The 25,187-nt window shown below is 44.1% G+C and carries 13 protein-coding genes; 8 read left to right on the top strand and 5 right to left on the bottom strand.

The window, feature by feature from the left end:
• Positions 1-81 precede the first annotated feature (81 nt).
• Positions 82-3,273: a VCBS repeat-containing protein gene (locus tag IPM47_03690; GenBank protein ID QQS30064.1), complete on the bottom strand. Its 3,192-nt coding sequence runs from the start codon at positions 3,271-3,273 to the stop codon at positions 82-84.
• 505 nt (positions 3,274-3,778) lie between these two features.
• Here IPM47_03690 and IPM47_03685 point away from each other — a divergent pair.
• The 8 genes from IPM47_03685 (at position 3,779) to IPM47_03650 (ending at position 11,181) form a co-directional block, all read left to right on the top strand.
• Positions 3,779-4,378 (top strand): PorT family protein, encoded by a 600-nt coding sequence (locus tag IPM47_03685; protein QQS30063.1) that lies wholly within the window; start codon positions 3,779-3,781, stop codon positions 4,376-4,378.
• A 79-nt stretch (positions 4,379-4,457) separates the two neighbouring features.
• Entirely contained in the window at positions 4,458-5,450 is a 993-nt protein-coding gene (locus tag IPM47_03680; GenBank protein QQS30062.1) for a tryptophan 2,3-dioxygenase, read from the top strand.
• 180 nt (positions 5,451-5,630) lie between these two features.
• Positions 5,631-8,603 carry a serine hydrolase gene (locus tag IPM47_03675; GenBank protein ID QQS30061.1) on the top strand — a complete coding sequence of 991 codons (2,973 nt, stop codon included), beginning with the start codon at positions 5,631-5,633 and terminating at the stop codon, positions 8,601-8,603.
• A 99-nt stretch (positions 8,604-8,702) separates the two neighbouring features.
• Positions 8,703-9,497, top strand: a complete 795-nt coding sequence (locus IPM47_03670) for a thymidylate synthase (protein ID QQS30060.1) — start codon at positions 8,703-8,705, stop codon at positions 9,495-9,497.
• A 48-nt stretch (positions 9,498-9,545) separates the two neighbouring features.
• The gene (locus IPM47_03665) at positions 9,546-10,061 is read left to right on the top strand and encodes a dihydrofolate reductase (protein ID QQS30059.1); all 516 of its coding nucleotides are present in this window, start codon (positions 9,546-9,548) and stop codon (positions 10,059-10,061) included.
• A gap of 203 nt (positions 10,062-10,264) precedes the next feature.
• Positions 10,265-10,678, top strand: coding sequence for a hypothetical protein (locus IPM47_03660; protein ID QQS30058.1), 414 nt, complete (start codon positions 10,265-10,267; stop codon positions 10,676-10,678).
• Positions 10,671-10,886, top strand: a complete 216-nt coding sequence (locus tag IPM47_03655) for a hypothetical protein (GenBank protein QQS30057.1) — start codon at positions 10,671-10,673, stop codon at positions 10,884-10,886. The genes IPM47_03660 and IPM47_03655 overlap by 8 nt, the downstream gene beginning before the upstream one ends.
• Complete coding sequence (locus IPM47_03650) at positions 10,849-11,181, top strand: transposase (GenBank protein QQS30056.1); 333 nt, start codon at positions 10,849-10,851, stop codon at positions 11,179-11,181. The genes IPM47_03655 and IPM47_03650 overlap by 38 nt, the downstream gene beginning before the upstream one ends.
• A 462-nt stretch (positions 11,182-11,643) precedes the next feature.
• Here IPM47_03650 and IPM47_03645 read toward each other — a convergent pair whose 3' ends face one another.
• The 4 genes from IPM47_03645 to IPM47_03630 form a co-directional block, all read right to left on the bottom strand.
• Positions 11,644-12,048: a hypothetical protein gene (locus tag IPM47_03645; protein ID QQS30055.1), complete on the bottom strand. Its 405-nt coding sequence runs from the start codon at positions 12,046-12,048 to the stop codon at positions 11,644-11,646.
• A gap of 481 nt (positions 12,049-12,529) precedes the next feature.
• Positions 12,530-13,414: a transposase gene (locus tag IPM47_03640; protein ID QQS31374.1), complete on the bottom strand. Its 885-nt coding sequence runs from the start codon at positions 13,412-13,414 to the stop codon at positions 12,530-12,532.
• 29 nt (positions 13,415-13,443) lie between these two features.
• Positions 13,444-14,067: a transposase gene (locus tag IPM47_03635; GenBank protein ID QQS30054.1), complete on the bottom strand. Its 624-nt coding sequence runs from the start codon at positions 14,065-14,067 to the stop codon at positions 13,444-13,446.
• A 960-nt stretch (positions 14,068-15,027) separates the two neighbouring features.
• On the bottom strand, positions 15,028-24,981 hold the full coding sequence (locus IPM47_03630; protein QQS30053.1) for a PKD domain-containing protein: 9,954 nt from the start codon (positions 24,979-24,981) through the stop codon (positions 15,028-15,030).
• Positions 24,982-25,187 lie beyond the last annotated feature (206 nt).

Here is a 25,187-nt window from a genome sequence, read left to right as displayed (position 1 = left end):
TGTGCTATCGGAAAGCCCGGAGGGTTTACCGGCAGGACGGGGTGCTTCTACCGGCGGTGGGCCATCGGGGATGGTGATGGTTCAGCAGCATTGAATCCCGAAGTCTATGATACAAAAATTGACATCAGCACCAAATTCTCCATGCCATGTGAGCGTTGCTGTAGCACTTACCTCTGAAAAATGACAGGTTGTAGCACCTACATATAGTGTATATGGATCGTCTACAATGGGATTAGAGGTGTAAGAACCCGCAGCAGAGATACCATTCCATCCTCCCCAAGCGCAAATATGTATAACATACAAGCCAATATCTCCATTGAAGATAACATCGGCTTCAAAATTGATGATTTCACAAGGTTCAAATGTTTCATAATCTATGCAGGTAAAACCGGGCGGAGGGAAGGAATCTTCTGAGGGGTCAATAACCGCCCCTGTCAGAAGTATGTTATATGCCTCTATAATTCGCTGATTAAGTGTAACATTTAGATAGTGATCTCCCAAAGCAAATTGGTCTGCTTCACTCAGAGGGGGAATAAATGTTTGTATAACCGCATTGGTTGCCTTGTCCCTGACTATCACTATTGTTGCAAAATCGGGGCTATTGTTGTAACCCGTTAAGTCCACTTTTAAAGGAAAACTATTATTAAATACCAACTCCCCTGCATTTGCTTCGCAGTTATAAGGCAGGTTGTTATAGGCGGTGAGTTCAACGTTGTAGGTTCCGGGTTCTGGGTAGGTGTAAGTAGGATTGGCGTTTGTGGAGGAAGCTCCGTTGCCGAAGTCCCACCAAAAGGCATTGCTGTTTTGTGACTGATTGAAAAACTGAACGGGCTGCCCTTGACAGATAGTGAGCGTATCGGGGTTAGCGACAGGAGAGGGGAAAGTGGTAAATTCAGCAATAGGCATGAGCGGTTCGCCTGAAGTGAGGTTGGTGTTTTCATACCAAACAATTTTGTTTGCCGGCGAACCATTTGCTTTACAAACAACGGCAATATCCCAATCACCATCGCTGTCTATATCGCCCACTCTCACCAAATCGGATAGGTAGGTCATATCGGGCGTGGCATTGGCTATAAATTGAGCAGTTGAGAACAATGCGTTTCCGTTGTTGGTGTGCCAGTTGAGTTGATTGTTGCTGCCGGTTACTATATCTATATCGCCATCAATGTCTATGTCTTCGAGGGCTACTATAGTATTGGTAATGGTTGGTATTACGACCGGCACTGTAAAGTTGCCGTTCCCGTCTCCTTCCAACCAAACCGTTTCGCCGGATAGGTTGCGCCCTATAATATCAATATTGCCATCGCCGTTGAGGTCGGCAGTTTTCCGGTCGAATACATCATAGCCAATTAATTGCATAGGACCAAATTCTACTTGAAAGGGTGAAAAGTCTGTATCCCCCAGATTGGCAACCCAATAAAATGGGTTTCCGCTCGAAATTAAGTCGGGTAAGTTATCATTATTGATATCGACAACAAGGTTAGCAGATAGGAAGGGATCATAAACATACAATTCATAAGGCATGTAGTATAGGTAATCAGGTTCTGAAAATCCTCCGAAACCGTCATTACGATACCAAATCGTGTAACTATCTACATCTATTGTATTATAACACAACAAGTCTAAGTCGCCATCATTGTCTATATCAACGGCGTGAGCACCGGAGTAACTGGCTGTATATAAATCAATTTCAGATCCATTTCCATTCGAAAAGCTTCCACCTCCATAATTTTCAAGAAACATCACAGTTCCATCTCCTTCTTGAAAAACAAAATCAATTGCCCCATCTCCGGTAAAATCGGCAGCACATAATATGTTTTTGTGAGTAGCGTTAAACATGTCACACGAATAATCATAAATTGAATTATTCGTTAGGAAGTTTCCCGAATTATCGTTTGACCTCCAATACAAATCACCCGTATATACATCTACATCTTCTACAGCTTCCCTTTGATACTGACTCAATAAAACCGCATCAAGGCTATTGTCGTTATTAATGTCTGAAAGTTCAAAATATTCAATATGTTTGGCTTCCTGAGTATTTACTAGGTTTATTACAGGCAACCCTGTAGGAATAACAATCACATGGTCTTTTTGAACTTTTGCGCTTGCCAAATCAACCGAACCGTTGTTGTCAAAATCGGCGGCATAAAAAGTATGGTCTATGCAATCGCTAAACCCGATAGATGAGTTAACGCTTGTAGTATATAAATTACTGCCGTTGTTATACCACACAGAAAATACAGAATAGTTAAATGATTCAAATCCCCCCCATACAGTCAAATATAGGATATCCAAAAAGCCGTTATTGTTGTAATCAATTATTTGAAAATCGGTCAAATGGTGTGCCGAAGGTTCGTACCAAACAGGTTGGTCATATGTCCGTATGATATGAGGTGCGCCGAAATTGCTGGTACCATCGTTTTGCAGCCAAGCTAAATTTAACGTGTGATCAAAAAGTTCAGATCCATATACTGAATAGGAAAATACTAAATCCAAATCGCCGTCGTTGTCCAAATCGGCAATTGCTTGAAACTTTGTTTCACTATAAGGAGGTATGCTTATTGCCTGTTGTGTGCCAAAGTTTCCGACACCATCGTTGGCATACCAAACAAAACTCAAACCACTACCGGGCAACGATATATTACCCGCTAAAAGATCTAAAAAACCATCTCCATTAATATCTGCTGTGGTTACAAAATCGGTAGGAGCAGCACTGACCAATATTTGTGGTGCGGCAAAGTTACCTGCTCCGTCGTTGACAAGCCAAACGATATTGCCTGAAATAAGGGTGATTATGTCGGGATATCCATCTGCATTAAAGTCAACTATTTGGGGAGGGGCGGCAAATCCTATAATGAATTGTGGTAAATCAAAACTGCCAGCACCTTCATTCGGCAACCAATATAATCCCGTACCGGAAAGCACAAGTAAATCTTGGTCTCCATCGGCATCAAAATCGGCGAAATAAAAGTTTCTAAAAGTACCTGACAACATAGTTTCTTCCGACACAATTGGTTCCACTTTCTCATAATCATTCCCCCCATTGTTTTTAAACCATGACAACTTTTGTTCATGCTCTGAAAGCACAATAATATCTAAATACCCGTTGCCGGTAAGGTCGGCGGCTTTAATAGTAGTTGGAAGAACAATCTCCGAATGGGCGATCACCTTTTCCGGGGAGAAGCTGATTTGTGCATTGACAACAGTCATCTGTACAACAAACAACAGGGAAACAACAAGTACTAATCGGATAGTTTGGATGGCTTTCATCGGAACGTTTTTATAGTGTTGAGGTATTGATTTGCTATTTCAGGGAACTTTCACCGGTTACGACATACAGTAGTCGGGATGCGTATCTTTTTTGTTGCATATATTATGTTTGCCGCTCAAAAATATTCTTTCAACTATAGATGAGAAGTACAAGGTAAGAATATTTATCAATATAAACCTTTGTTTATTGTTTTTTAGGCGGGGTTTCAATCATCTGCGGGGGTATGCAAGTAGCAGAAACAACCGGAGAAACGAGTTCAAAACCCTCTTTTCGCAACCTTATGGACGGAACCTGTTTATTTCATTCACGTATTTTATGGCTCTTTTGACTATGCTTTTGATGTTTCCATCCGAACTTTGGTGCTTTCCGTTATTAAAAAACAGCTGACGTGACTATAAGCAAACCGATATGTCAAAAATATTCCGATATTTACCCCTTGTTCACGGGGGTAAAGTTTGTTTGTGTAAATTGCTTTATTATTTAATCATTCAATATTACTTTCTTATGAAAATGCGTACCTTTTTGTTTTCGATCCTGTTTCTTTTGGGTTTTTCAAGCCTTGTAAACGCACAAAATATTCGTTTGGGCTTATGTGTTACTCCGGGATTCAGCTGGATGAAGTTTAATGACGGTCAGGGATTTACCCAAACGGACAACAAGTTTGGGGTAAATTACGGGCTTGTTGTTGATATTGGATTTGCAGAGCGTTATGCACTTTCGACCGGAATTTTTGCCGAGCATGGAGGGGCAAATACCCAAACAATTCTTGGCGAGGTGAACACAAATTTGGTTTATGTAAATATTCCTTTGACATTGAAATTGAAAACCAATCAGTTTGGCAAATTCACACCCTATGGTCAGGTGGGATTTACTCCCGGAGTTGCGGTTCAAAGAAAGGTGGACAATATTAAAGCAAATGACGAGTTTTCAATATTTAATGTGTCTCTCACCGTCAATGCCGGTACAGAATTTGAAATCAGCGAAGGAACAAGTTTTTTTGCGGCCTTTCATATAGACAATGGTTTGATGAATGTGGCTAAAGATTCGGGCGATGTTACGCTGCGCAAATCATTTGCAGGGCTTCGGGCAGGCGTTCTATTTTAGACATCAGATAAATTCCGTATCATAGGACAACTGTTGGTATTATTAACTTAAACAATCACCTTTTTAAACAGCTATTTTCATGTTTGATGCATCTCAGACTAACAGCCTTCCACCGGATATAGTAAACCGCATCAAACAGTTAGAGGCTAAATATGAAGCGATGGGCCAAGACCTTCGCTCCTATTTGGATGGACTTCTGTATGATGATTTTCTTACGTATTGGGACTATATCAACTTAGATGTATTGCTGCATCTTCAACGCCCCATCACTCCTTTTAAAGACGAGGTGATTTTTATTATTTACCACCAGATTACTGAGCTTTATTTTAAACTGATTGTCAATGCCCTGAAAGAAATAACCGATGCCGCTTCTCCGCTCAATGCCGAAGAGTTTACCAATTACCTTCAACGGGTAAACAGCTATTTCGATTCGCTGATCAAATCGTTCGAGATTATGATTAACGGCATGGATAAGGAGCAGTTTCTAAAATTCAGGATGTCGTTACTTCCGGCAAGCGGTTTTCAATCAGCTCAATACCGGCTGATTGAGTTCTACGCTACGGATTTGGATAACCTTGTTGCATTGGCGGCCCGAGGACAGATTTTACCCGATACCGGAGTCGAAGAAAAAATGGAGCTTTTATACTGGAAACAAGGGGCAAGCGAATTGGCAACCGGGAAAAAAACACTGACCCTTAAGCAGTTTGAGCAAAAGTATAATGCCTTGTTTTTAGAAACAGCACATCACCACGCTACCCGGAATGTGTGGCAAACTTATAGGAGGCTGCCGGAAAAAGAGCAGGAATTTCCGGCTTTGATTGAGCAGTTGAGATTGTTTGATCATCACGCCAACGTTCTTTGGCCTTTGATGCACTATAAGTCGGCAGTGCGATATTTGCAACGAAATCCCGAAGATATTGCTGCAACAGGCGGAACAAATTGGCAGAAATACCTTCCCCCTAAAAACCAAAATATTATTTTTTTCCCCGCAATTTGGACAGAAACCGAAAAAAGCGAATGGGGTAAAAAAGCACAAACTGAGGTTTTATCTTCGGCATATTTACAAAAGTAGAGAAAGGGTTTGATGAGTCAGATTCAGGTAAAACCCGGCAACTGATTATCCCTGTTTTTTCCCGCTTCAGGCATATTTTTTAGCTGTAATTTTCGTTACAGGTATAATTTCTGTTTATATTGTGCCCTATTAAATGCAACTTTTTATCAAGTATTTGGACTTGTGTAAATCTGGACAGCTATGCCTTCTTTTTTAAAATTCCTTTTTCGGTTGTCATTTGCCCTGATGTTGATATTCTGGGTACCAGACAATTTGCATAACACCTTAACAGGAAATGTTACACATTTAGAAGGATTATGGAGGCAAACGGATTGGGTTGAGCAGCAAATGCAAATAATGACCCCTGAAGAGCGCATCGGGCAATTGTTTATGGTGGCAGCTTTTTCAAATAAAGACGATACACATGAAACAGCAATCAGATACCTGATTGAAAACTACCACATCGGAGGAATGATTTTTTTTCAGGGAACGCCTCTAAAACAAGCAGAACTCACCAACAGATATCAGGCAGCTTCAAAAACGCCCTTGCTAATAGCTATAGACGGGGAGTGGGGATTAGGTATGAGGTTGGAAAATACGCTCAAATTTCCTAAACAACTGACCCTTGGTGCTATTCAGGACAATAACCTGTTGTATGAAATGGGCGTGGAGATTGCCCGTCAGTGCAGAAGAGTGGGGATTCAGATGAATATGGCTCCGGTGATTGATGTAAACAATAATGCCAACAACCCGGTCATTTACGACCGGTCATTTGGAGAGGACAAATACAATGTGGCCAGAAAAGGCATAGCCTATATGGAAGGGATGGAAGCCAATGGTGTAATGGCTTGCGCCAAACATTTTCCCGGGCATGGGGATACAAATTCAGATTCTCATTATTCACTGCCGGTCATTAATCACAATATTGAACATTTAAAAAACATTGAACTCTACCCTTTCAAGGAACTCATCAGCAAAAAGGTAAGCGGGGTGATGGTTGCACATTTATCAATCCCTGCATTAGACAATTCAATAGTGAAACCACCGGTTACTCAAACAATGCCGACTACGCTGTCCAAAAAAGTAGTAACCGATTTGCTTAAAAAAGAGATGAAATACGAGGGTTTGGTCATTACCGATGCGCTCAATATGAAAGGGGTCAGCGAATTTTTTTCGCCCGGTATTTTGGATGTTAAAGCATTACTGGCAGGGAATGATATTTTGCTTTATCCTGAAAATGTCGGAAAAGCCTTTGATGAGATTAAAAATGCTATTGCAAAAGGTGAAATTACTCAGTCCGAGATAGATTCACGGGTTCGCAAAATACTTAAAGCCAAATACAAAGTTGGATTAGATAAGTTTGAACCCATTAAAACCGAAAACCTTAGCAATGACTTAAATACCGCAAATGCAGAACTGCTTATCAATAAATTGTATAAAAGCGCTATAACGCTGGTCAGAAACGAGTTGCAACTCATTCCTTTTAAACAATTGGAAGAAAAAACAATTGCAAGTCTGAGTATCGGAGCCACTACAATGACCGATTTTCAGAAAAAGTTGAACCTGTATGCTAAAATTGAGCATCATACGTTAAAAGCCTCAGATACCGAAAAGACATTTGATCAAAAATATGAAGATTTAAAAGGGTTCTCGCATGTAATCATCGGGCTTCATAAGCTCAACAACAAAGCATCGGCAAATTATGGCATTCCACCTGCAGCAATCGCCCTGATAAATAAGTTGAAAAAAACGGCTCAGGTAACGGTGGTCGTGTTTGGCAGCCCCTATAGCCTTAAAAATTTTGAGCAACTTGAAACACTTGTCGTTGCTTATGAAGACAATAAAACTACGCAATTACTTTCTGCACAAGCCTTGTTTGGTGCATTCTCTTTGCAGGGCAAACTACCGGTAAGCGCTTCCCCTTCATTCTATTATGGAAAAGGAGAAAACACGACCGGTTCAATCCGGCTTGAATACTCCATTCCCGAAGACGTGGGAATCAATGCCCGTTATTTAGAACCGATTGACAGTATTGCCCGTAAAGCAATTAAAGACGGAGCTACTCCGGGTTGTCAAATTTTAGTTGCAAAAAATGGGAAAGTCATTTACGATAAATCGTTCGGCTATCATACTTATGGAAATGATGTGCCGGTTCACGACTCAGACATTTATGACCTTGCATCCATTACCAAAATTGCGGCAACGGCCTTGGGTCTTATGGAAATGTACGAAAAAGGTAAAATCGAACTCTATGACACTTTAGGTAAGTTTTTGCCGGAATTAGCAGGCAGCAACAAAGCCAAACTCCGCATACGCGATATTCTGATTCATGAAGCAGGCTTAGAAGCATTTATCCCTTTTTACGAAAAAACATTAGACCCTGCAACCCGGGCACAACTCTACAGAACAATGCGGGATACTCTTTTTTCAATACCGGTTGCACAGGGTTTATTTCTTCGAAAGGATTATATTGATGTGATTTACGAAACGATAAAGAACTCGTCGCTGCCTCATCGCGAATACAAATACAGCGATTTGGGGTTTTTCTATTTCAAAAAAATGCTTGAAAGCTATGCCAATACTTCACTCGATCAATATCTGAACGAGAGGTTTTATGCACATCTCGGCACAAATACACTTTGTTTTAACCCCCATGACCGGTTTAGCAAACGCCGGATAGTTCCGAGTGAAAACGATACTAAATGGCGACAACAACGAGTTCACGGATATGTGCATGATATGGGCAGCGCAATGCTTGGAGGGGTTTGCGGACATGCCGGCTTATTCAGCAATGCCAACGATTTGGCTATTTTGATGCAGATGCTTTTGAACAAAGGACATTATGGCGGGGAACGTTTTTTTAACCAAAGCACCGTTGAGTTGTTTACCGCCTATCAGAATGGAAACAGCCGCCGGGGACTCATTTTTGACAAACCCGAACCCAACAGCAGATATTCTAACCCCGCAAGCAAATTAGCCTCTTTTAAAACCTTTGGACATACCGGATTTACCGGAACCTGCGCATGGGCAGACCCCGAACATCAGTTAATTTATATCTTTCTGAGTAACCGCACCTACCCAAAAATGAGCAACAACAAACTGCATAGCGCCAATATCAGAACCAAAATTCACGATGTCATTTATCAGGCTATGGCTAAAAGCAAAGGGGTTTGAGAAGTGAAAAGTGAAAAACTAAAAGTGAAAAGTGAAAAACTAAAAATGATTTATGGGTGGGTTCTTTCGATCGTAAATCAATAATCGTCAATCGCAAACATGCTTCAATACCACCATCTTTTAAAAACCGTACTTGAGCAAGGTGTGGTGAAAAATGACCGGACCGGGACCGGAACCATCAGCATTTTTGGACATCAGATGCGCTTCGATTTAACCGAAGGTTTTCCATTACTGACCACTAAAAAATTGCACCTTAAATCAATTATTTACGAACTTCTTTGGTTTTTACAGGGCAATACCAATATTGAATACCTCAACCAAAATGGAGTCAGTATCTGGAACGAATGGGCTGATGAACACGGAAATCTTGGCCCGGTTTATGGGCATCAATGGCGCTCCTGGACAGGTGCAGATGGTCAGACTATAGATCAAATCGTAGATTTAATGAAGCTGATTCAAACCAATCCCGACAGCCGCCGCTTAATTGTAAGTGCCTGGAATGTTGCAGATATTCCAAAAATGGCATTACCGCCCTGTCATTGCCTGTTTCAGTTTTATGTTGCCAACAACCGACTTTCCTGTCAGTTATATCAGCGAAGCGCCGATATTTTTTTGGGTGTTCCTTTCAACATCGCTTCTTATGCTTTGCTGACTCTGATGATAGCACAGGTAAGCAACCTGCAGCCCGGAGAATTTATTCATACCTTTGGCGATGCTCATATTTACCTCAATCATTTGGAACAAGTTAACCTGCAACTCAGCCGAACTCCTTACCCCCTTCCTGAAATGCGGTTAAATCCGACAGTAACCAATCTCTTTGATTTTCAATATTCCGATTTTGAATTGCTCAATTATACCGCACATCCGGGTATCAAAGCGCCTATTGCTGTCTAATCTAAGCAGGTACGGTTGCTTTAATTCACAACCTTAAACACCCAAAACATGAAAGTATCACTGATAGCTGCTGCTACTGAAAACGGCGTGATTGGTAAAGACGGCGGAATGCCCTGGCATTTGCCTAACGATATGCGTTATTTTAAACGAACAACGTTGAATCACCATGTCATAATGGGCAGAAAAACCTATCAGGAAGTGGCCGTTAAAAAACCCTTGCCCCAAAGAACCAATATTGTAGTTACCCGCTCAAAAACAGCCCTTTTTGAGGGCTGCCTGACCGCCAATTCGGTTGAACATGCTTTGCAAATAGCACAGCAAAATGGTGATACCGAAGCCTTCGTAATAGGAGGGGAACAAATTTACCGACTCGCCCTACCGTATGCACATTTGATTTATCTTACTAAAATACATACCTCCCTTGAAGGAGATACCTTTTTCCCCCACTTTGAATCGGACGAGTGGCAGCTCGTCAGTTCCGAGTCGAATTTTCCCGACGAAAAGCACCTTTATGCCTACACCTTTACGCTTTGGGAGCGAATTGGGGAGGTTAAAAATTATTAGTGTTTCGGAATTGTAAGACCAGACAAATCATTGCCTGACTTCGTTGGGTTAATTCCGCAAGATCATCAACTCAACTCTGTATAAGAACGTGAGGTTGGAATTAAATTTAGATAAATAATAGGGGGGAATAGAAAAAAGAGGTTGTGGTTGATATAATTTTGAGTTTGGAAAAAAATCACCAACCAACAACCCCTCTATTCTTTATGCTTCTTGTTATAACAAACAAACTGGTATCGTTGTACATAGAGATTGACGATTTATTGCTTGACTATACTAACTGCAATCAATCACACTGTATTTTGGGTCATAAACCTCGGGGACGAAAGCTTGGTTTAAGTCCATCGAAAATAGCCACAATTCTTGTATTTTACCAATTATCCGGTTACAAAACTTTTCAATACTACTATGAACAACTCATTTTGGGCGAATTTAACCATTATTTTCCGAAAGCACCCCGCTATAAGCACTTTTTATCATTGATACACAAATGCTTGCCGGTATTAGTGCTTTGGATGTTACGTTCATGTGAAAAAGCCCTCAAAACAGGCTGTTACTTCATAGACGCAACCAAATTACCGGTATGCCATATATCGTCAAAGCCAAAATCGGGTGTTTAAAGACATCGCTGCCAAAGGTAAGACCTCCACAGGTTGGTTCTTTGGCTTGAAGTTGCATTTAGTCATCAACCAATTCGGAGAAATTGTTAAGTTTGCGTTTACTGCTGGAAATGTAGCAGACAATAACCACAACTTGCTGCGCTATCTGTTGGGCAACTTGCAGGGCAAATGTGCGAAGAGACAAAGGCTATTACACCAAACTCTTTGACGAATTTGTTAAACAAGGTTTACAGCTTATCCTAAAACCAAAGAAGAACCGTAAAAATCAATATCCCGCTTTGCCTAAAGATGTCTCTCTCGGTAAAAAAAGAGCATTGATTGAATCGGTAAATGATATTCTGAAAACAGTTTGCAATTTAGAACACACAAGACATCGCAAACCGGAAAACGCAGCTACACATTTTATGGCTGCTCTAATTGCCTATCAACACTTAGATAAAAAACCATCTGTTTTTATCCACAACGAAAATAATTACACAAACACCATCCAATTTGTTGCTTAATATCACTTAATCCCTTGTAAAATAAGACTCCAATTTCCAACCTCACGTTGGTTTACCCATATTTTGGTGTGCTACACCTTTGTAAAACAAGTGCGCCAATTGATGGGTGTAAAGCACAAGGGGCAGCGCCCCTAAATCTTGGTAGAACAGAGGTGTAACGCGTTTTTATCAGGTGCAGCGCACCGTAATTTGCTGCCGGTTTTATCAAGTGCATCTAAACCACACATAGGCTTTACCCACATCGGGCTTTCATTTTAATTCTAACCTTACGTTAAACTAACAGCCTAAATACCCAAAACACTTACAGCGTAAACTCTCCATGCCAATTTTAACTCCTACCATTACGTTAAATGGGTGTATAAGTTTGTTCTAAATACATAGATATAATGTCATTACTTATATTTTCTGCTGATTTCCAAAGGGCAACGTAGTACTTCGTCAAATCTAATAGATGGGCATGAATTACAAGAAAAAATACTTCACCTTAAATTCTTCGTAACTAGAAGACTCTACAATAGCTTTCTTTAATCCATCATAGTATTTCTTTTTTTTCTCCTTGTACTCAAAATAAGAAGGTATGTCTGTAATAAACTGAATAAAAAGCCGGGCTGCAGCAATCAATAACAGAAGTCCTGGCAACATAAATATCAAAAATATAATACTTTGTTCAAATAGAATGCTAATTGAAATCAACACAATACCTCCTATAAATGAGATTAGCAACCAATTAAAATAGCCTGTGAAATAGTCTATGAACGATTCATCAACATAAGATATTGATGCGTGTGTATTTTCCTTAAAGTACAATTTCATCTTAGAATACTCTTCCAGCCCGACTAGTGGAGGCTTAATGAAGTTAACTGCCATGTGCATCTATTTTACGTTAATCAATATTTGAATGAAAGAGCAAACAATCTCATTTAAAAGATGCTTACTTTGCCTTTGCAAAGTAACATCTTTTTTGTTAAGGCAATTTTTTTTACGATGATTTTTTATTAGAAGTTTCTATGAACTCCACTTTTACTCACGTTTTTCCGTTTGTTCCGCTTTATCTTTATGCTTTTTTGCTGAAAACAAGTGGGATTATCTCAATTTACACATTAAACCGGAGCAGCTCCCCCTGTTTATGCCATTTATCGGTATCCATTCGGCAAAGTACAGGTAGGATTGGTCAGCCACTGGAGAGGGCTGTGGGGTTCAGTCTGTTGGCGGGTCAACCGGTTGGTTATTTTTCCACTGGTGGGGAAGCAGTTTTTCTACTTGGTTGATGAGGTCAGACTGTCTAAAAATTACCTACAGTTCTCAAATATCAGGCAATTGGGAGTAAATAGAGGCAAATAGAAGCAATTTAAGCGGCGTTGTTAAATAGTTCATTTTTAGCAAATCCAAAAATAGATAGGCTTAAATTGGAAGTTTTGAGGTTTGATAAGACCATTTTTGGAGGAAAAGCAAAACAAAGCTCCATGAGGAACTCTTTGAATGCTTTTTTATCTTTAATGTTCATCAATCTTCGTAAATTGTAGGCAATGAACATCAGCCCGACATCGGCGCTTGCTCTTTCTTTAGTACGTTTGGTCATGATGTAGTTAAATCCCCACTGCCGTTTGATGGTGCCGAAAGGATGCTCTATGATGCATTGCCGTTTTTTGCAGGTCTCTTTATCGGCTTCGATATTGGCCTTGTTTTGTTCGATGTATTCAGCATATTCGCTCCGTTCAACGAGCCTGCCTTTTGGGTTCTTGGTGCAATTACCCTGCATCGGGCAGGTAAGGCAGGCTTCTGATAGATAGTGTTTCATTTTAGTAGCAGCTCCGTTGTTCCGTTGCTTGCTATACCAAGTTCCATTCGTAGTCAGCGTTTCATTTTGCGGGCAGGTATAAGTATCGTTTTCTTTGTTGTAAGTAAAATGTGTTATATCGTAATTCGGGTCGGGAGTATGAGAGGCATGTTCGGGAATGGCAACCATGATGTTAACGCCAAGGTCAATCGCCGTTTTGATTTCCGAGCCTGTATGGTAGCCTTTGTCGAAAAGACCGATAACGCCTTTTATATCTATGATGCCGCTTGTTCGTTTCAACATACCGCCCATCGCTTTACTGTCGGTTTGGTTGGTTACTTGATAGTCCAGAATCAGGTTGTGCCCGGCATCTGCAACTGTTTGAACGTTGTAGCCAACTTCGGTAACACCGGTTCGGGTAACGAGTAGGCGGCTATCGGGGTCGGAGGTAGATATTTAGCTTTCTCCTGTTTCTTCTAATTGTTTCAGAAGCTTATGATAACTATCTTTTGCCGGTTTTGTTTGTCGATAGCTTTCTGTATAATTTGTTTGTTATCTTCATCGGCAGTAGAAAGCGCCGTATTGTATTCATCTAATTTCCGGTCTATGTATTCGAGGCGTTTCTCTATTTTTTTATCGCTAAAATTATTCTTCCTTGAGTTTTGAGCGCGAAGTTTGGTGCCATCTCCGGCAATGAGTTTCCCCCCGATGAGGTCAAATTGTTTAGCAACGGATACCGTAAATTTAAATACTTTGCGTATGGCTTTTTCATTATCCCGCCGAAAGTTGGAAATAGTATTATGGTCGGGGGTCAATTCTTTCATGAGCCACATCACTTCAATGTTTCTGCGACACTCCTTTTCTAATGCTCTTGATGAGCGAATAGAATTTAAGTAGCCGTAAATATAAAGTTTCAACAAATCTTTCGGATCATAAGGAGGTCTGCCTTCGGTAGTACCTGTTTTGATCTTGAAATCAAAATCCGAAATGTCAATGCTTTCCACAAACAAATCTATAAGCCGAACTTCGTTGTCCCGATCAATGATTTGTTCGAGTGTTTCAGGAAAGAGAATGCTCTGATCTCTGTTTTTACCTTGTATATAATTCATACTCAAATTTACGAAAACTAATACTATTAAAAGAATTTTTTAGTTCATTTTATATGCCACATATCGTTTTATTGGTATGTTTTGCCGGATAGTTTTTAGACAGTCTGAGGTAATTAGGTTATACCATTAGGTTGTCAAAAATAACCCACCCAATTTAAAGACTTTAACTAATCGTGCATGGTGCAAAATTAAATCATAGTTGGAATAACTGAGCTGCAAAGCGCCTTGTTAACCAACGAAACAACCCCGACATCTGACATCAACGCCCCGCCTTTCCAGTCAAAAGCATTTATAAAAGTTGATTGACAACTTTACCCAACACTTTCCATTTTTTCGCTTTTTAAGGCTCAATTGCTCTCCTGCAAGAATGCTTTGCACCCCAGCAAAGAAGCAAATCCTGCCTGCAAAAGTTTTTTTCTCCCCTGTTTTTTAAAATTTAACACCTATCAAACAGGCTTTCCCCCCCTGAAATGATGCTTTTTCACCCTGCAAGGGTTTTTGATACCCCGTTTTTTTTCAAAAACACCCCTGCAAAAAGTTTTTGTCACCCGATTTCAGATTTTTGCACCCCTGTTTTTTGAGGAAATCAACCTGCAAGGGTTGTTGGTTACCCTGCAAAGAAGATTTGTCAACCGACAAGGGGGCTTTGTTAACCATCAATTTTGACTTAATCCCGCCGCTATTAAAAGCAAGTAGGATAGAGAATTTTTAACCACCTAACTAAAAGATTGGAGCCCGCATTTGCAAAGCTTGTATGGTATATCAACATATAAAGCGAAAGGCAATTACAATTGTTGGAAAAGCGCTTTTATGCATTTACCTTATCATTTGGAAGCGAGTTGTGGAAGCCAATAATTTTAAGAGGACAAGCAGACAATCAGCAGGGTTTGAAGCCCTGCCAATTCATCTATTTTGGTTACCTGCTAAGTTCATTATCCGCCTCCTCTCAATCTTTTGGGGTTAATGCCGCAAGATCATCAACTCAACTCTGTATAAGAGTGTTTCCGATTGCAGTTCGAGCAAATACCATCCGTTTGAGGCCGTTTGAGGGAGGGGCAGGTATAAAACGGCTTCTCCTGTTGTACTCCATCTGCTTACTGCTTTTCCGTTGATATCGTAAAGAAACGCCTGTATGGGCTTTTCGTAGTCAACAGGAAGAATCCCTTTGATAATCACCTCTTTATTAGAAACGGGATTGGGGTAAGCCGAAATAGGCTGAATTGATGCGTTTTGCTCAATTCCGGTAACAAGGATATCGCTGCAATGGGTGGATAGACAATGGTTAATGGTATCTTGTACCAACAAGCAAATGATATAACTGCCCGACTCGGCATATTGGTGAAATGGATTTTGCTCAAACGAAATGTTGCCGTCACCAAACCCCCAAAGCCATGAATTCGCTGAGTTGCCGGTGGTATTATCTGCAAACTGATACCCAAAAGAACCCAGCTCTACGGCAGAAAAAGCAGCACTAAAGCCTATACAGGCATTGGAGAGAACAATAGTGGCACAGGTAGTTGACGTGCAGTCGCCGGCCAAGATGGTCAAACAGACATTGTAAGTGCCGGATGAGTTATAGGTATAAACAGGTGTGCCGTTGGTAGTCAGTACCGTACCATCGCCAAAATCCCATGTCCACGTCTGCACAGGGTCTGCACTTGTGGATAGGTCGTTAAAGTAAACGCTCATCCCTTGAACCGTGTAATTAAATGCTGCCGTACAAGGCACTTCGGGTGTACAATCGGGAGTTGTTACTAATACTTCGGCACTACACCCCGAAATGCCGGAATCTGTTACTGAAATGGTATGTGCCATCCCGTCTCCCGCTATCCAAATGTTTACTTCATTATTTCCCGAAGGATGATAAGGGTAGGGATTGCCTAAATCGGGATTACCGTCAACAGACAGGTTAAATCCTGCAACACTTCCATTGATAGCGGTGAACTGTATAGATGCCTGAACCTGATTGGTTTCATTGCAGGGCGGCATCACAGTGATGTTTCCCGCCATTCCGATTCCTCCCGGCGCACCATGCGGAATGCAGTAATAACCATGTTCCCCAACTTGATTGAGCACCACCTGATAGGTAGCCCCTTGTGTAAGCAAGCCCGAATTCCACATATCTACACCCGAAGCAACATCGGAAGTGCTGGTATGAGGTACAAAACCTGTCCAAACAAAAGTAATTGTGTCGCCTTGAGTAATAGTCAGTTGCGATGGAATAAACTCAAAATCTGCCACTTCGACTATATGATTAACCGGCACTCCCGCTACCATACCTGTCAAGTTGTGAATCAAACAATCGGGTGTACAATCAGGAGCAGTTAAAAAAATAGTTGCGGCACATATTGGGTTGTCTGTATCCTGAACGCTAATGGTATGGGCTGCTCCATCGCCTGTAATACTGATGATATTAGTATTTTGTCCTACCGGATTATTGTAAGTGAAAGGGCTTCCGGAAAGAAGTGCGCCATCGGTATAGACATTATACCCGTTAGCGCTGCCATTGGTTATCTCAAATTGAAGCATGACCGCCGCCTCATTGTCGGCACAGGCCGGTAAAGCATTGATGATTCCGGACATGCCAATTCCACCCGGACCACCATGTGGAATGCAGTAATACCGGTGCTGACCTTCTGTGTTGATGGTAACGCTAAACGTTGCCCCTTGTGTCAGTAAACCCGAGTTCCAAACATCCGGACCACTCAGTGCATCGGAAGTGCTTGTGTGCGGAATAGTGCCCGTCCAGACAAATACCACCGTTTCACCCACTCTTATATCCAACACAGGGGGGAAAAAATCAAAATCGCGTACTTCTACAACATGGGTAATCGCACTTCCGCTAACCGCACTTAAATTCAACACCGAACATCCTGCACCACATAAAGGCGTAGTGACAAAAGCAGTTGCGGCACAAACGGGAGTATCCAAATCTTGAACTGTGATGGTGTGAAGATTTTCATTTCCGGCAGCATAAACGATGACTTGGTTTTGCCCTGCAGAATTTGTATAAGAATATGGACTGTCCGCACTAATGATGCCGTCTATAAACACATTGTATCCGTTGGGACTGCCGTTTGTAACCGAAAAAGCCACCGATACCGCAGCCTGCTCACCATTACACAATGGCAGAGCATTGATAACTCCCGACATGCCAACTCCTCCCGGCCCGCCGTGGGGAATGCAATAATACGGATGCTCGCCCACACCGGAGATAACCACTTCATAAACAGATCCTTGCGATAACAAGCCGGAGTTCCAAACATCGTTACCCGACAGGGCATCTGAAGTGGTCGTGTGTGCAATGATGCCTGTCCATATAAAACGAACTGTATCGCCCGCTATAACATCTATATTGGGTGGGTAAAAATCATAATCCCGTACTTCTACAATATGAGTTGTAGCTGTACCTGATGAAACAATGAGGTTCTCAACCTGGCAAAACTCGCCGCATAAAGGAGTGGATATGCTTACACTAGTGCTACAATCCGGTTGGTCAACATCTGAAACCGCAATCGTTCGGATGCTCCCTGTTCCTACGACTGCTATATCTACTATTGTCTGTCCGGTTACATTGTAGGTAAATGGGCTTCCGGCAACTAAAATGCCATCAACAGCTACACTAAAACCACTCGCACCGCCATTTTCAGACATGATGTGTAGCTGTACAACAATTTGGTTTTCTGTATTGCAGCCTTCAATTTGCTCTGCCATGACCAAGAGAGTACATTCGGGAATGACCCCACAATCGGGTAAAAGCAAGTCTATACTTTGAAAGCATCCGTTATCCGTTACATCCTGAACCGATAAGGTATGTTCCAACCCATCGCCGGAAATGTTCACCGTTTGAGTATTGTCGCTGCCAGGGGAATAAGTATAAGGTGTGGCATTAACGGGAACTCCGTCCAATAAAATATGATAGCCCGATGCACTGCCGTTTACCGCAATAAACCCTACCTGCACCGCTACCATTCCCTCGTTGCAGGGTGGAAGTGCGGTTATGCTGCCGGACATCCCTATTCCTCCCGGAGCGCCATGCGGAATGCAGTAGTAACCATGCGTGCCGGGGGCTGTAATCACCACATCATACACAAACCCGGTGCCGTGTAGCCCGGAGTTCCACACCAAATCGCCCGTTGTGGCATCCGAAGTAGTGGTATGTTGCACCGCACCCGTCCATACAAACTGGACGATATCGCCAACGGTTACGTTGATATTAGCAGGGACAAACTGAAAATCCTGAACTTGTACGATATGGGTAACGGCTGTTCCGGTGCTTGCAGTCAGGTTGCCGATATTGCAGGGTAGGGCGCAATTGGGAACATTAAAAGTAGTAGTCGCCGAGCAATCGGGGTACGTGGTGTCTTGTGCCACAAAAGTATGTGTACCTCCATCACCCGCAACACTGAACTCAATCATGTTCATCCCAAATGCTCCGTAGGTAAAGGGGCTGCCGGGAAGCGCTATTCCATCAAGGGTGGCTGTAAATGTTGTTCCGGCATTTGTCGCTTCGGTATGCACCATCACCTGCACTTGTCCTGTGGTGCAGCCGGGCAAGACGCTTGCCGTTGCGGTAAATGTACAGGGTAGCGTGAAATTACAATCGGGTGCTGTGAGGTTGACCGAGGTGGTGCATCCGGCAGTTGTTACATCCTGAACCGACAAGGTATGTTCCAACCCATCGCCGGAAATGTTCACCGTTTGAGTATTGTCGCTGCCAGGGGAATAAGTATAAGGTGTGGCATTAACGGGAACTCCGTCCAATAAAATATGATAGCCCGATGCACTGCCGTTTACCGCAATAAACCCTACCTGCACCGCTACCATTCCCTCGTTGCAGGGTGGAAGGGCGGTTATGCTGCCGGACATCCCTATTCCTCCCGGAGCGCCATGCGGAATGCAGTAGTAACCATGCGTGCCGGGGGCTGTAATCACCACATCATACACAAACCCGGTGCCATGAAGCCCGGAGTTCCACACCAAATCGCCCGTTGTGGCATCCGAAGTAGTGGTATGTTGCACCGCACCCGTCCAAACAAACTGGACGATATCGCCAACGGTTACGTTGATATTAGCAGGGACAAACTGAAAATCCTGAACTTGTACGATATGGGTAATGGCTGTTCCGGTGCTTGCAGTCAGGTTGCCGATATTGCAGGGTAGGGCGCAATTGGGAACATTAAATGTAGTAGTCGCCGAGCAATCGGGGTTCGTGGTGTCTTGTGCCACAAAAGTATGTGTACCTCCATCACCCGCAACACTGAACTCAATCATGTTCATCCCAAATGCTCCGTAGGTAAAGGGGCTGCCGGGAAGCGCTATTCCATCAAGAGTGGCTGTAAATGTTGTTCCGGCATTTGTCGCTTCGGTATGCACCATCACCTGCACTTGTCCTGTGGTGCAGCCGGGCAAGACGCTTGCCGTTGCGGTAAATGTACAGGGTAACGTGAAATTGCAATCGGGTGCTGTGAGGTTGACCGAGGTGGTGCAACCGGCAGTTGTTACATCCTGAACCGACAAGGTATGTTCCAACCCATCGCCGGCAATATTCACCGTTTGAGTATTGTCGCTGCCAGGGGAATAAGCATAAGGTGTGACATTAACGGGAACTCCGTCCAATAAAATATGATAGCCCGATGTGCTGCCGTTTACCGCAGTAAACCCTACCTGCACCGCTACCATTCCCTCGTTACATGGAGGTAGGGCGGTTATGCTGCCGGACATACCTATTCCTCCCGGTGCACCATGCGGAATGCAGTAATAACCATGCGTGCCCGGTGCGGTTATCACCACATCATACACAAACCCGGTGCCGTGTAGCCCGGAGTTCCACACCAAATCGCCCGTTGTGGCATCCGAAGTGCTTGTGTGTTGCACCGCACCGGTCCATACAAACTGGACGATATCGCCAACGGTTACGTTGATATTAGCAGGGACAAACTGAAAGTCCTGAACTTGTATGATATGGGTAACGGCTGTTCCGGTGTTTGCAGTCAGGTTGCCGATATTGCAGGGTAGGGCGCAATTGGGAACGGTAAACGTAGTTGTCGCCGAGCAATCGGGGTTCGTGGTGTCTTGTGCCACAAAAGTATGTGTACCTCCATCACCCGCAACACTGAACTCGATCATGTTCATCCCTAACGCTCCGTAGGTAAAGGGGCTGCCGGGAAGCGCTATTCCATCAAGGGTGGCTGTAAATGTTGTACCGGCATTTGTCGCTTCGGTATGCACCATCACCTGCACCTGTCCTGCGGTGCAGCCGGGCAATACGCTTGCCGTTGCGGTAAATGTACAGGGTAGCGTGAAATTACAATCGGGTGCTGTGAGGTTGACCGTAGCGGTGCATCCGGCAGTTGTTACATCCTGAACCGACAAGGTATGTTCCAACCCATCGCCGGTAATGTTCACCGTTTGAGTATTGTCGCTGCCAATGGAATAAGCATAAGGTGTGACATTAACGGGAACTCCGTCCAATAAAATATGATAGCCCGATGCGCTGCCGTTTACTGCAGTAAACCCTACCTGCACCGCTACCATTCCCTCGTTACAGGGTGGAAGTGCGGTTATGCTGCCGGACATTCCTATCCCTCCCGGTGCACCATGCGGAATACAGTAATAACCATGCGTGCCGGGGGCAGTAATCACCACATCATACACAAACCCGGTGCCGTGAAGCCCGGAGTTCCACACCAAATCGCCGATGGTGGCATCTGACGTGCTTGTGTGTTGCACAGCACCCGTCCAAACAAACTGGACGATATCGCCAACGGTTACGTTGATATTAGCAGGGACAAACTGAAAGTCCTGAACTTGTACGATATGGGTAACGGCTGTTCCGGTGCTTGCAGTCAGGTTGCCGATATTGCAGGGTAGGGCGCAATTGGGAACGGTAAACGTAGTAGTCGCCGAGCAATCGGGGTTCGTGGTGTCTTGTGCCATAAAAGTATGTGTACCCCCATCACCCGCAACACTGAACTCAATCATGTTCATCCCAAACGCTCCGTAGGTAAAGGGGCTGCCGGGAAGCGCTACTCCATCGAGGGTGGCTGAAAATGTTGTACCGGCATTAGTTGCTTCGGTATGCACCATCACCTGCACTTGTCCTGTGGTGCAGCCGGGCAATACACTTGCCGTTGCGGTAAATGTACAGGGTAGCGTGAAATTACAATCGGGAGCCGTCAGGTTGACCGTAGCGGTGCATCCGGCAGTTGTTACATCCTGAACCGACAAGGTATGTTCCAACCCATCGCCGGTAATGTTCACCGTTTGAGTATTGTCGCTGCCAATGGAATAAGCATAAGGTGTGGTATTAACGGGAACTCCGTCCAATAAAATATGATAGCCCGATGCGCTGCCGTTTACCGCAGTAAACCCTACCTGCACCGCTACCATTCCCTCGTTACAGGGTGGAAGTGCGGTTATGCTGCCGGACATACCTATCCCTCCCGATGCACCATGCGGAATGCAGTAGTAACCATGCGTGCCCGGGGCAGTAATCACCACATCATACACAAACCCGGTGCCGTGAAGCCCGGAGTTCCACACCAAATCGCCCGTTGTGGCATCCGAAGTGCTTGTGTGTTGCACCGCACCGGTCCAAACAAACTGGACGATATCGCCAACGGTTACGTTGATATTAGCAGGGACAAACTGAAAGTCCTGAACTTGTACGATATGGGTAATGGCTGTTCCTGTGTTTGCAGTCAGGTTGCCGATATTGCAGGGAAGGACGCAATTGGGAACGGTAAACGTAGCAGTCGCCGAGCAATCGGGGTTCGTGGTGTCTTGTGCCACAAAAGTATGTGTACCCCCATCACCCGCAACACTGAACTCAATCATGTTCATCCCAAACGCTCCGTAGGTAAAGGGGCTGCCGGGAAGCGCTATTCCATCAAGAGTGGCGGTAAATGTTGTTCCGGCATTTGTCGCTTCGGTATGCACCATCACCTGCACTTGTCCTGTGGTGCATCCGGGCAATACACTTGCTGTTGCGGTAAATGTACAGGGTAGCGTGAAATTGCAATCGGGTGCTGTGAGGTTGACCGTAGCGGTGCAACCGGCAGTTGTTACATCCTGAACCGACAAGGTATGTTCCAACCCATCGCCGGCAATATTCACCGTTTGAGTATTGTCGCTGCCAATGGAATAAGCATAAGGTGTGACATTAACGGGAACTCCGTCCAATAAAATATGATAGCCCGATGCACTGCCGTTTACCGCAGTAAACCCTACCTGCACCGCTACCATTCCCTCGTTACATGGAGGCAGGGCGGTTATGCTGCCGGACATACCTATCCCTCCCGGTGCACCATGCGGAATGCAGTAATAACCATGCGTGCCGGGGGCAGTAATCACCACATCATACACAAACCCGGTGCCGTGTAGCCCGGAGTTCCACACCAAATCGCCCGTTGTGGCATCCGAAGTGCTTGTGTGTTGCACCGCACCGGTCCAAACAAACTGGACGATATCGCCAACGGTTACGTTGATATTAGCAGGAACAAACTGAAAGTCCTGAACTTGTACGATATGGGTAACGGCTGTTCCGGTGCTTGCAGTCAGGTTGCCGATATTGCAGGGTAGGGCGCAATTGGGAACGGTAAACGTAGTTGTCGCCGAGCAATCGGGATTTGTGGTGTCTTGTGCCACAAAAGTATGTGTACCGCCATCACCCGCAACACTGAACTCGATCATGTTCATCCCTAACGCTCCGTAGGTAAAGGGGCTGCCGGGAAGCGCTATTCCATCAAGAGTGGCGGTAAATGTTGTACCGGCATTTGTCGCTTCGGTATGCACCATCACCTGCACCTGTCCTGCGGTGCAGCCGGGCAAGACGCTTGCCGTTGCGGTAAATGTACAGGGTAGCGTGAAATTACAATCGGGTGCTGTGAGGTTGACCGTAGCGGTGCAACCGACAGTTGTTACATCCTGAACCGACAAGGTATGTTCCAACCCATCGCCGGTAATGTTCACCGTTTGAGTATTGTCGCTGCCAGGGGAATAAGCATAAGGTGTGACATTAACGGGAACTCCGTCCAATAAAATATGATAGCCCGATGCGCTGCCGTTTACTGCAGTAAACCCTACCTGCACCGCTACCATTCCCTCGTTACAGGGTGGAAGTGCGGTTATGCTGCCGGACATACCTATCCCTCCCGGTGCACCATGCGGAATGCAGTAGTAACCATGCGTGCCCGGGGCAGTAATCACCACATCATACACAAACCCGGTGCCGTGAAGCCCGGAGTTCCACACCAAATCGCCGATGGTGGCATCTGACGTGCTTGTGTGTTGCACAGCACCCGTCCAAACAAACTGGACGATATCGCCAACGGTTACGTTGATATTAGCAGGGACAAACTGAAAATCCTGAACTTGTACGATATGGGTAACGGCTGTTCCGGTGCTTGCAGTCAGGTTGCCGATATTGCAGGGTAGGGCGCAATTGGGTGTTGTGAGTGTCAGAACATCGGAACAAGTACCCGGTGCACCCGTATCCTGAACGGATATGGTTTGAGTCAATCCATTCCCCGGAAGAAGAACATTGATGGTTGTTGAACCGATGGGGTTGTAGAGTATCGGGCTTTCAGGAGTTGGAATATTATTGATGAGGAGGTTAAAACCGGTCGTACTTCCGTTGATGGCATTAACGGTAATCAGATAAGGGGCATTTAACCCCACACAGCCACCCTGTAACGTTGCAGAAAGGGAAACACTGCAAGGGGGTGCTGCCCCACAATCAGGAGCGGCAAAGATTCTTTCCGGTTGGCAGGTTGGGTCGGCCACATCTTGCACGATAATGGTATGTTCAGCACCATCGCCGGATACGTTGATGATGGCAGTATTCGCTCCGGTTCCTGTGTAATTATAAGGACTACCGGCTGTTGGTATTCCGTCAAGCAAGATATTATAACCTCCCGCACCGACAAGCGAAGTATTGAAACTAACAAGTACCGGAAACACCCCTCCGGCAGGGCAATTGGCCACAATCATCCCCGACATTCCTGCCCCACCCGGGCCACCGTGTGGAATGCAATAATATTGGTGTGTTCCGGGATGTGTGATTAGCACGTCGTAGGTAGCACCCGCGCTTAATTGGCCGGAGTTCCACACAAGGGGGCCGGAAGTAGCATCGGAGGTAGTGGTATGACCTGAGTTCGCCCAATTAAACTGCACAATATCGCCCACATTGACCGTTACTGTTTGCGGACTGAAAAAATTATCGTTCACGGTAACAACATAGGTCGTTCCTCCCGTGATCGTTGTATTCATAGACGAAATAAAGCAATCGGAAAAGCAGTCGGGAACAGCAAAACTTAAACTTTGATTACATCCCGCAACATCATCCGAAATCGCTTCTATGGTATGGTTTAACCCATCGCCGGGTAAAGTTAGTGAAAGGATGACCGGTGCCACATCGTCTATGTTAAAAGGGCTTCCGGCAATCAACTGCCCATCGAGAAACACGTTGATGTTTTTTGCAGTGTCATAAATATCCTGAATGGTAACCGAAACGTTGATTTGCCCTTCGGCATTACAAACAGTACCGACAGTTGAACTGATCGTTAAATCACAGATTTCCACTTTTATACAGAACTCACTTTGACAGCCATTTGCTGTTTCTATGAGCAGGCAAACATCGTATTTATCTGGTTCAGGAAAATTATGTACCGGATTTTGTTGTGTGGAGGTAGCTCCGTCATCAAAGTCCCATGACCACGAAACAATCGGGCTGCCATCGTTAGAAACAGACATATCCATAAACTCAACACTTAGCCCGTTCATGGTGAACATGAAATTGGCCGTACAGTTTTGAGCGGATAATTGGTTTGAGGCGCTTATTAAGGCGGTGAAACCGCAAAATAAAATCAATATTCGGTTACAACGTTTAAAGTAGCTTGTAAAGTCGTACATGAGGTTTATCCTTGATTTGGTTAGTATATAGGTGTTGGTTGTAAAATATTCATCGCCCGAATTAAATAGTCGGGTAAAGTATATAGTGCTCAACACTTGCTATTCAAAAGCGATGCAGTTGTTGAATGAAAATGTATGATTGATGCTTCTGTTTTTGGGGTTGAATAGGGGCATAAAACAATCGTTCTGTTACCCTTTGGATAACA

It is taken from the genome of Sphingobacteriales bacterium (genome assembly GCA_016700115.1).
Taxonomy (GTDB): Bacteria; Bacteroidota; Bacteroidia; order Chitinophagales; family UBA2359; genus UBA2359.
The sequence above is the reverse complement of the archived record's forward strand: the minus strand, read 5'-3'. Positions and strand labels throughout refer to the sequence as shown.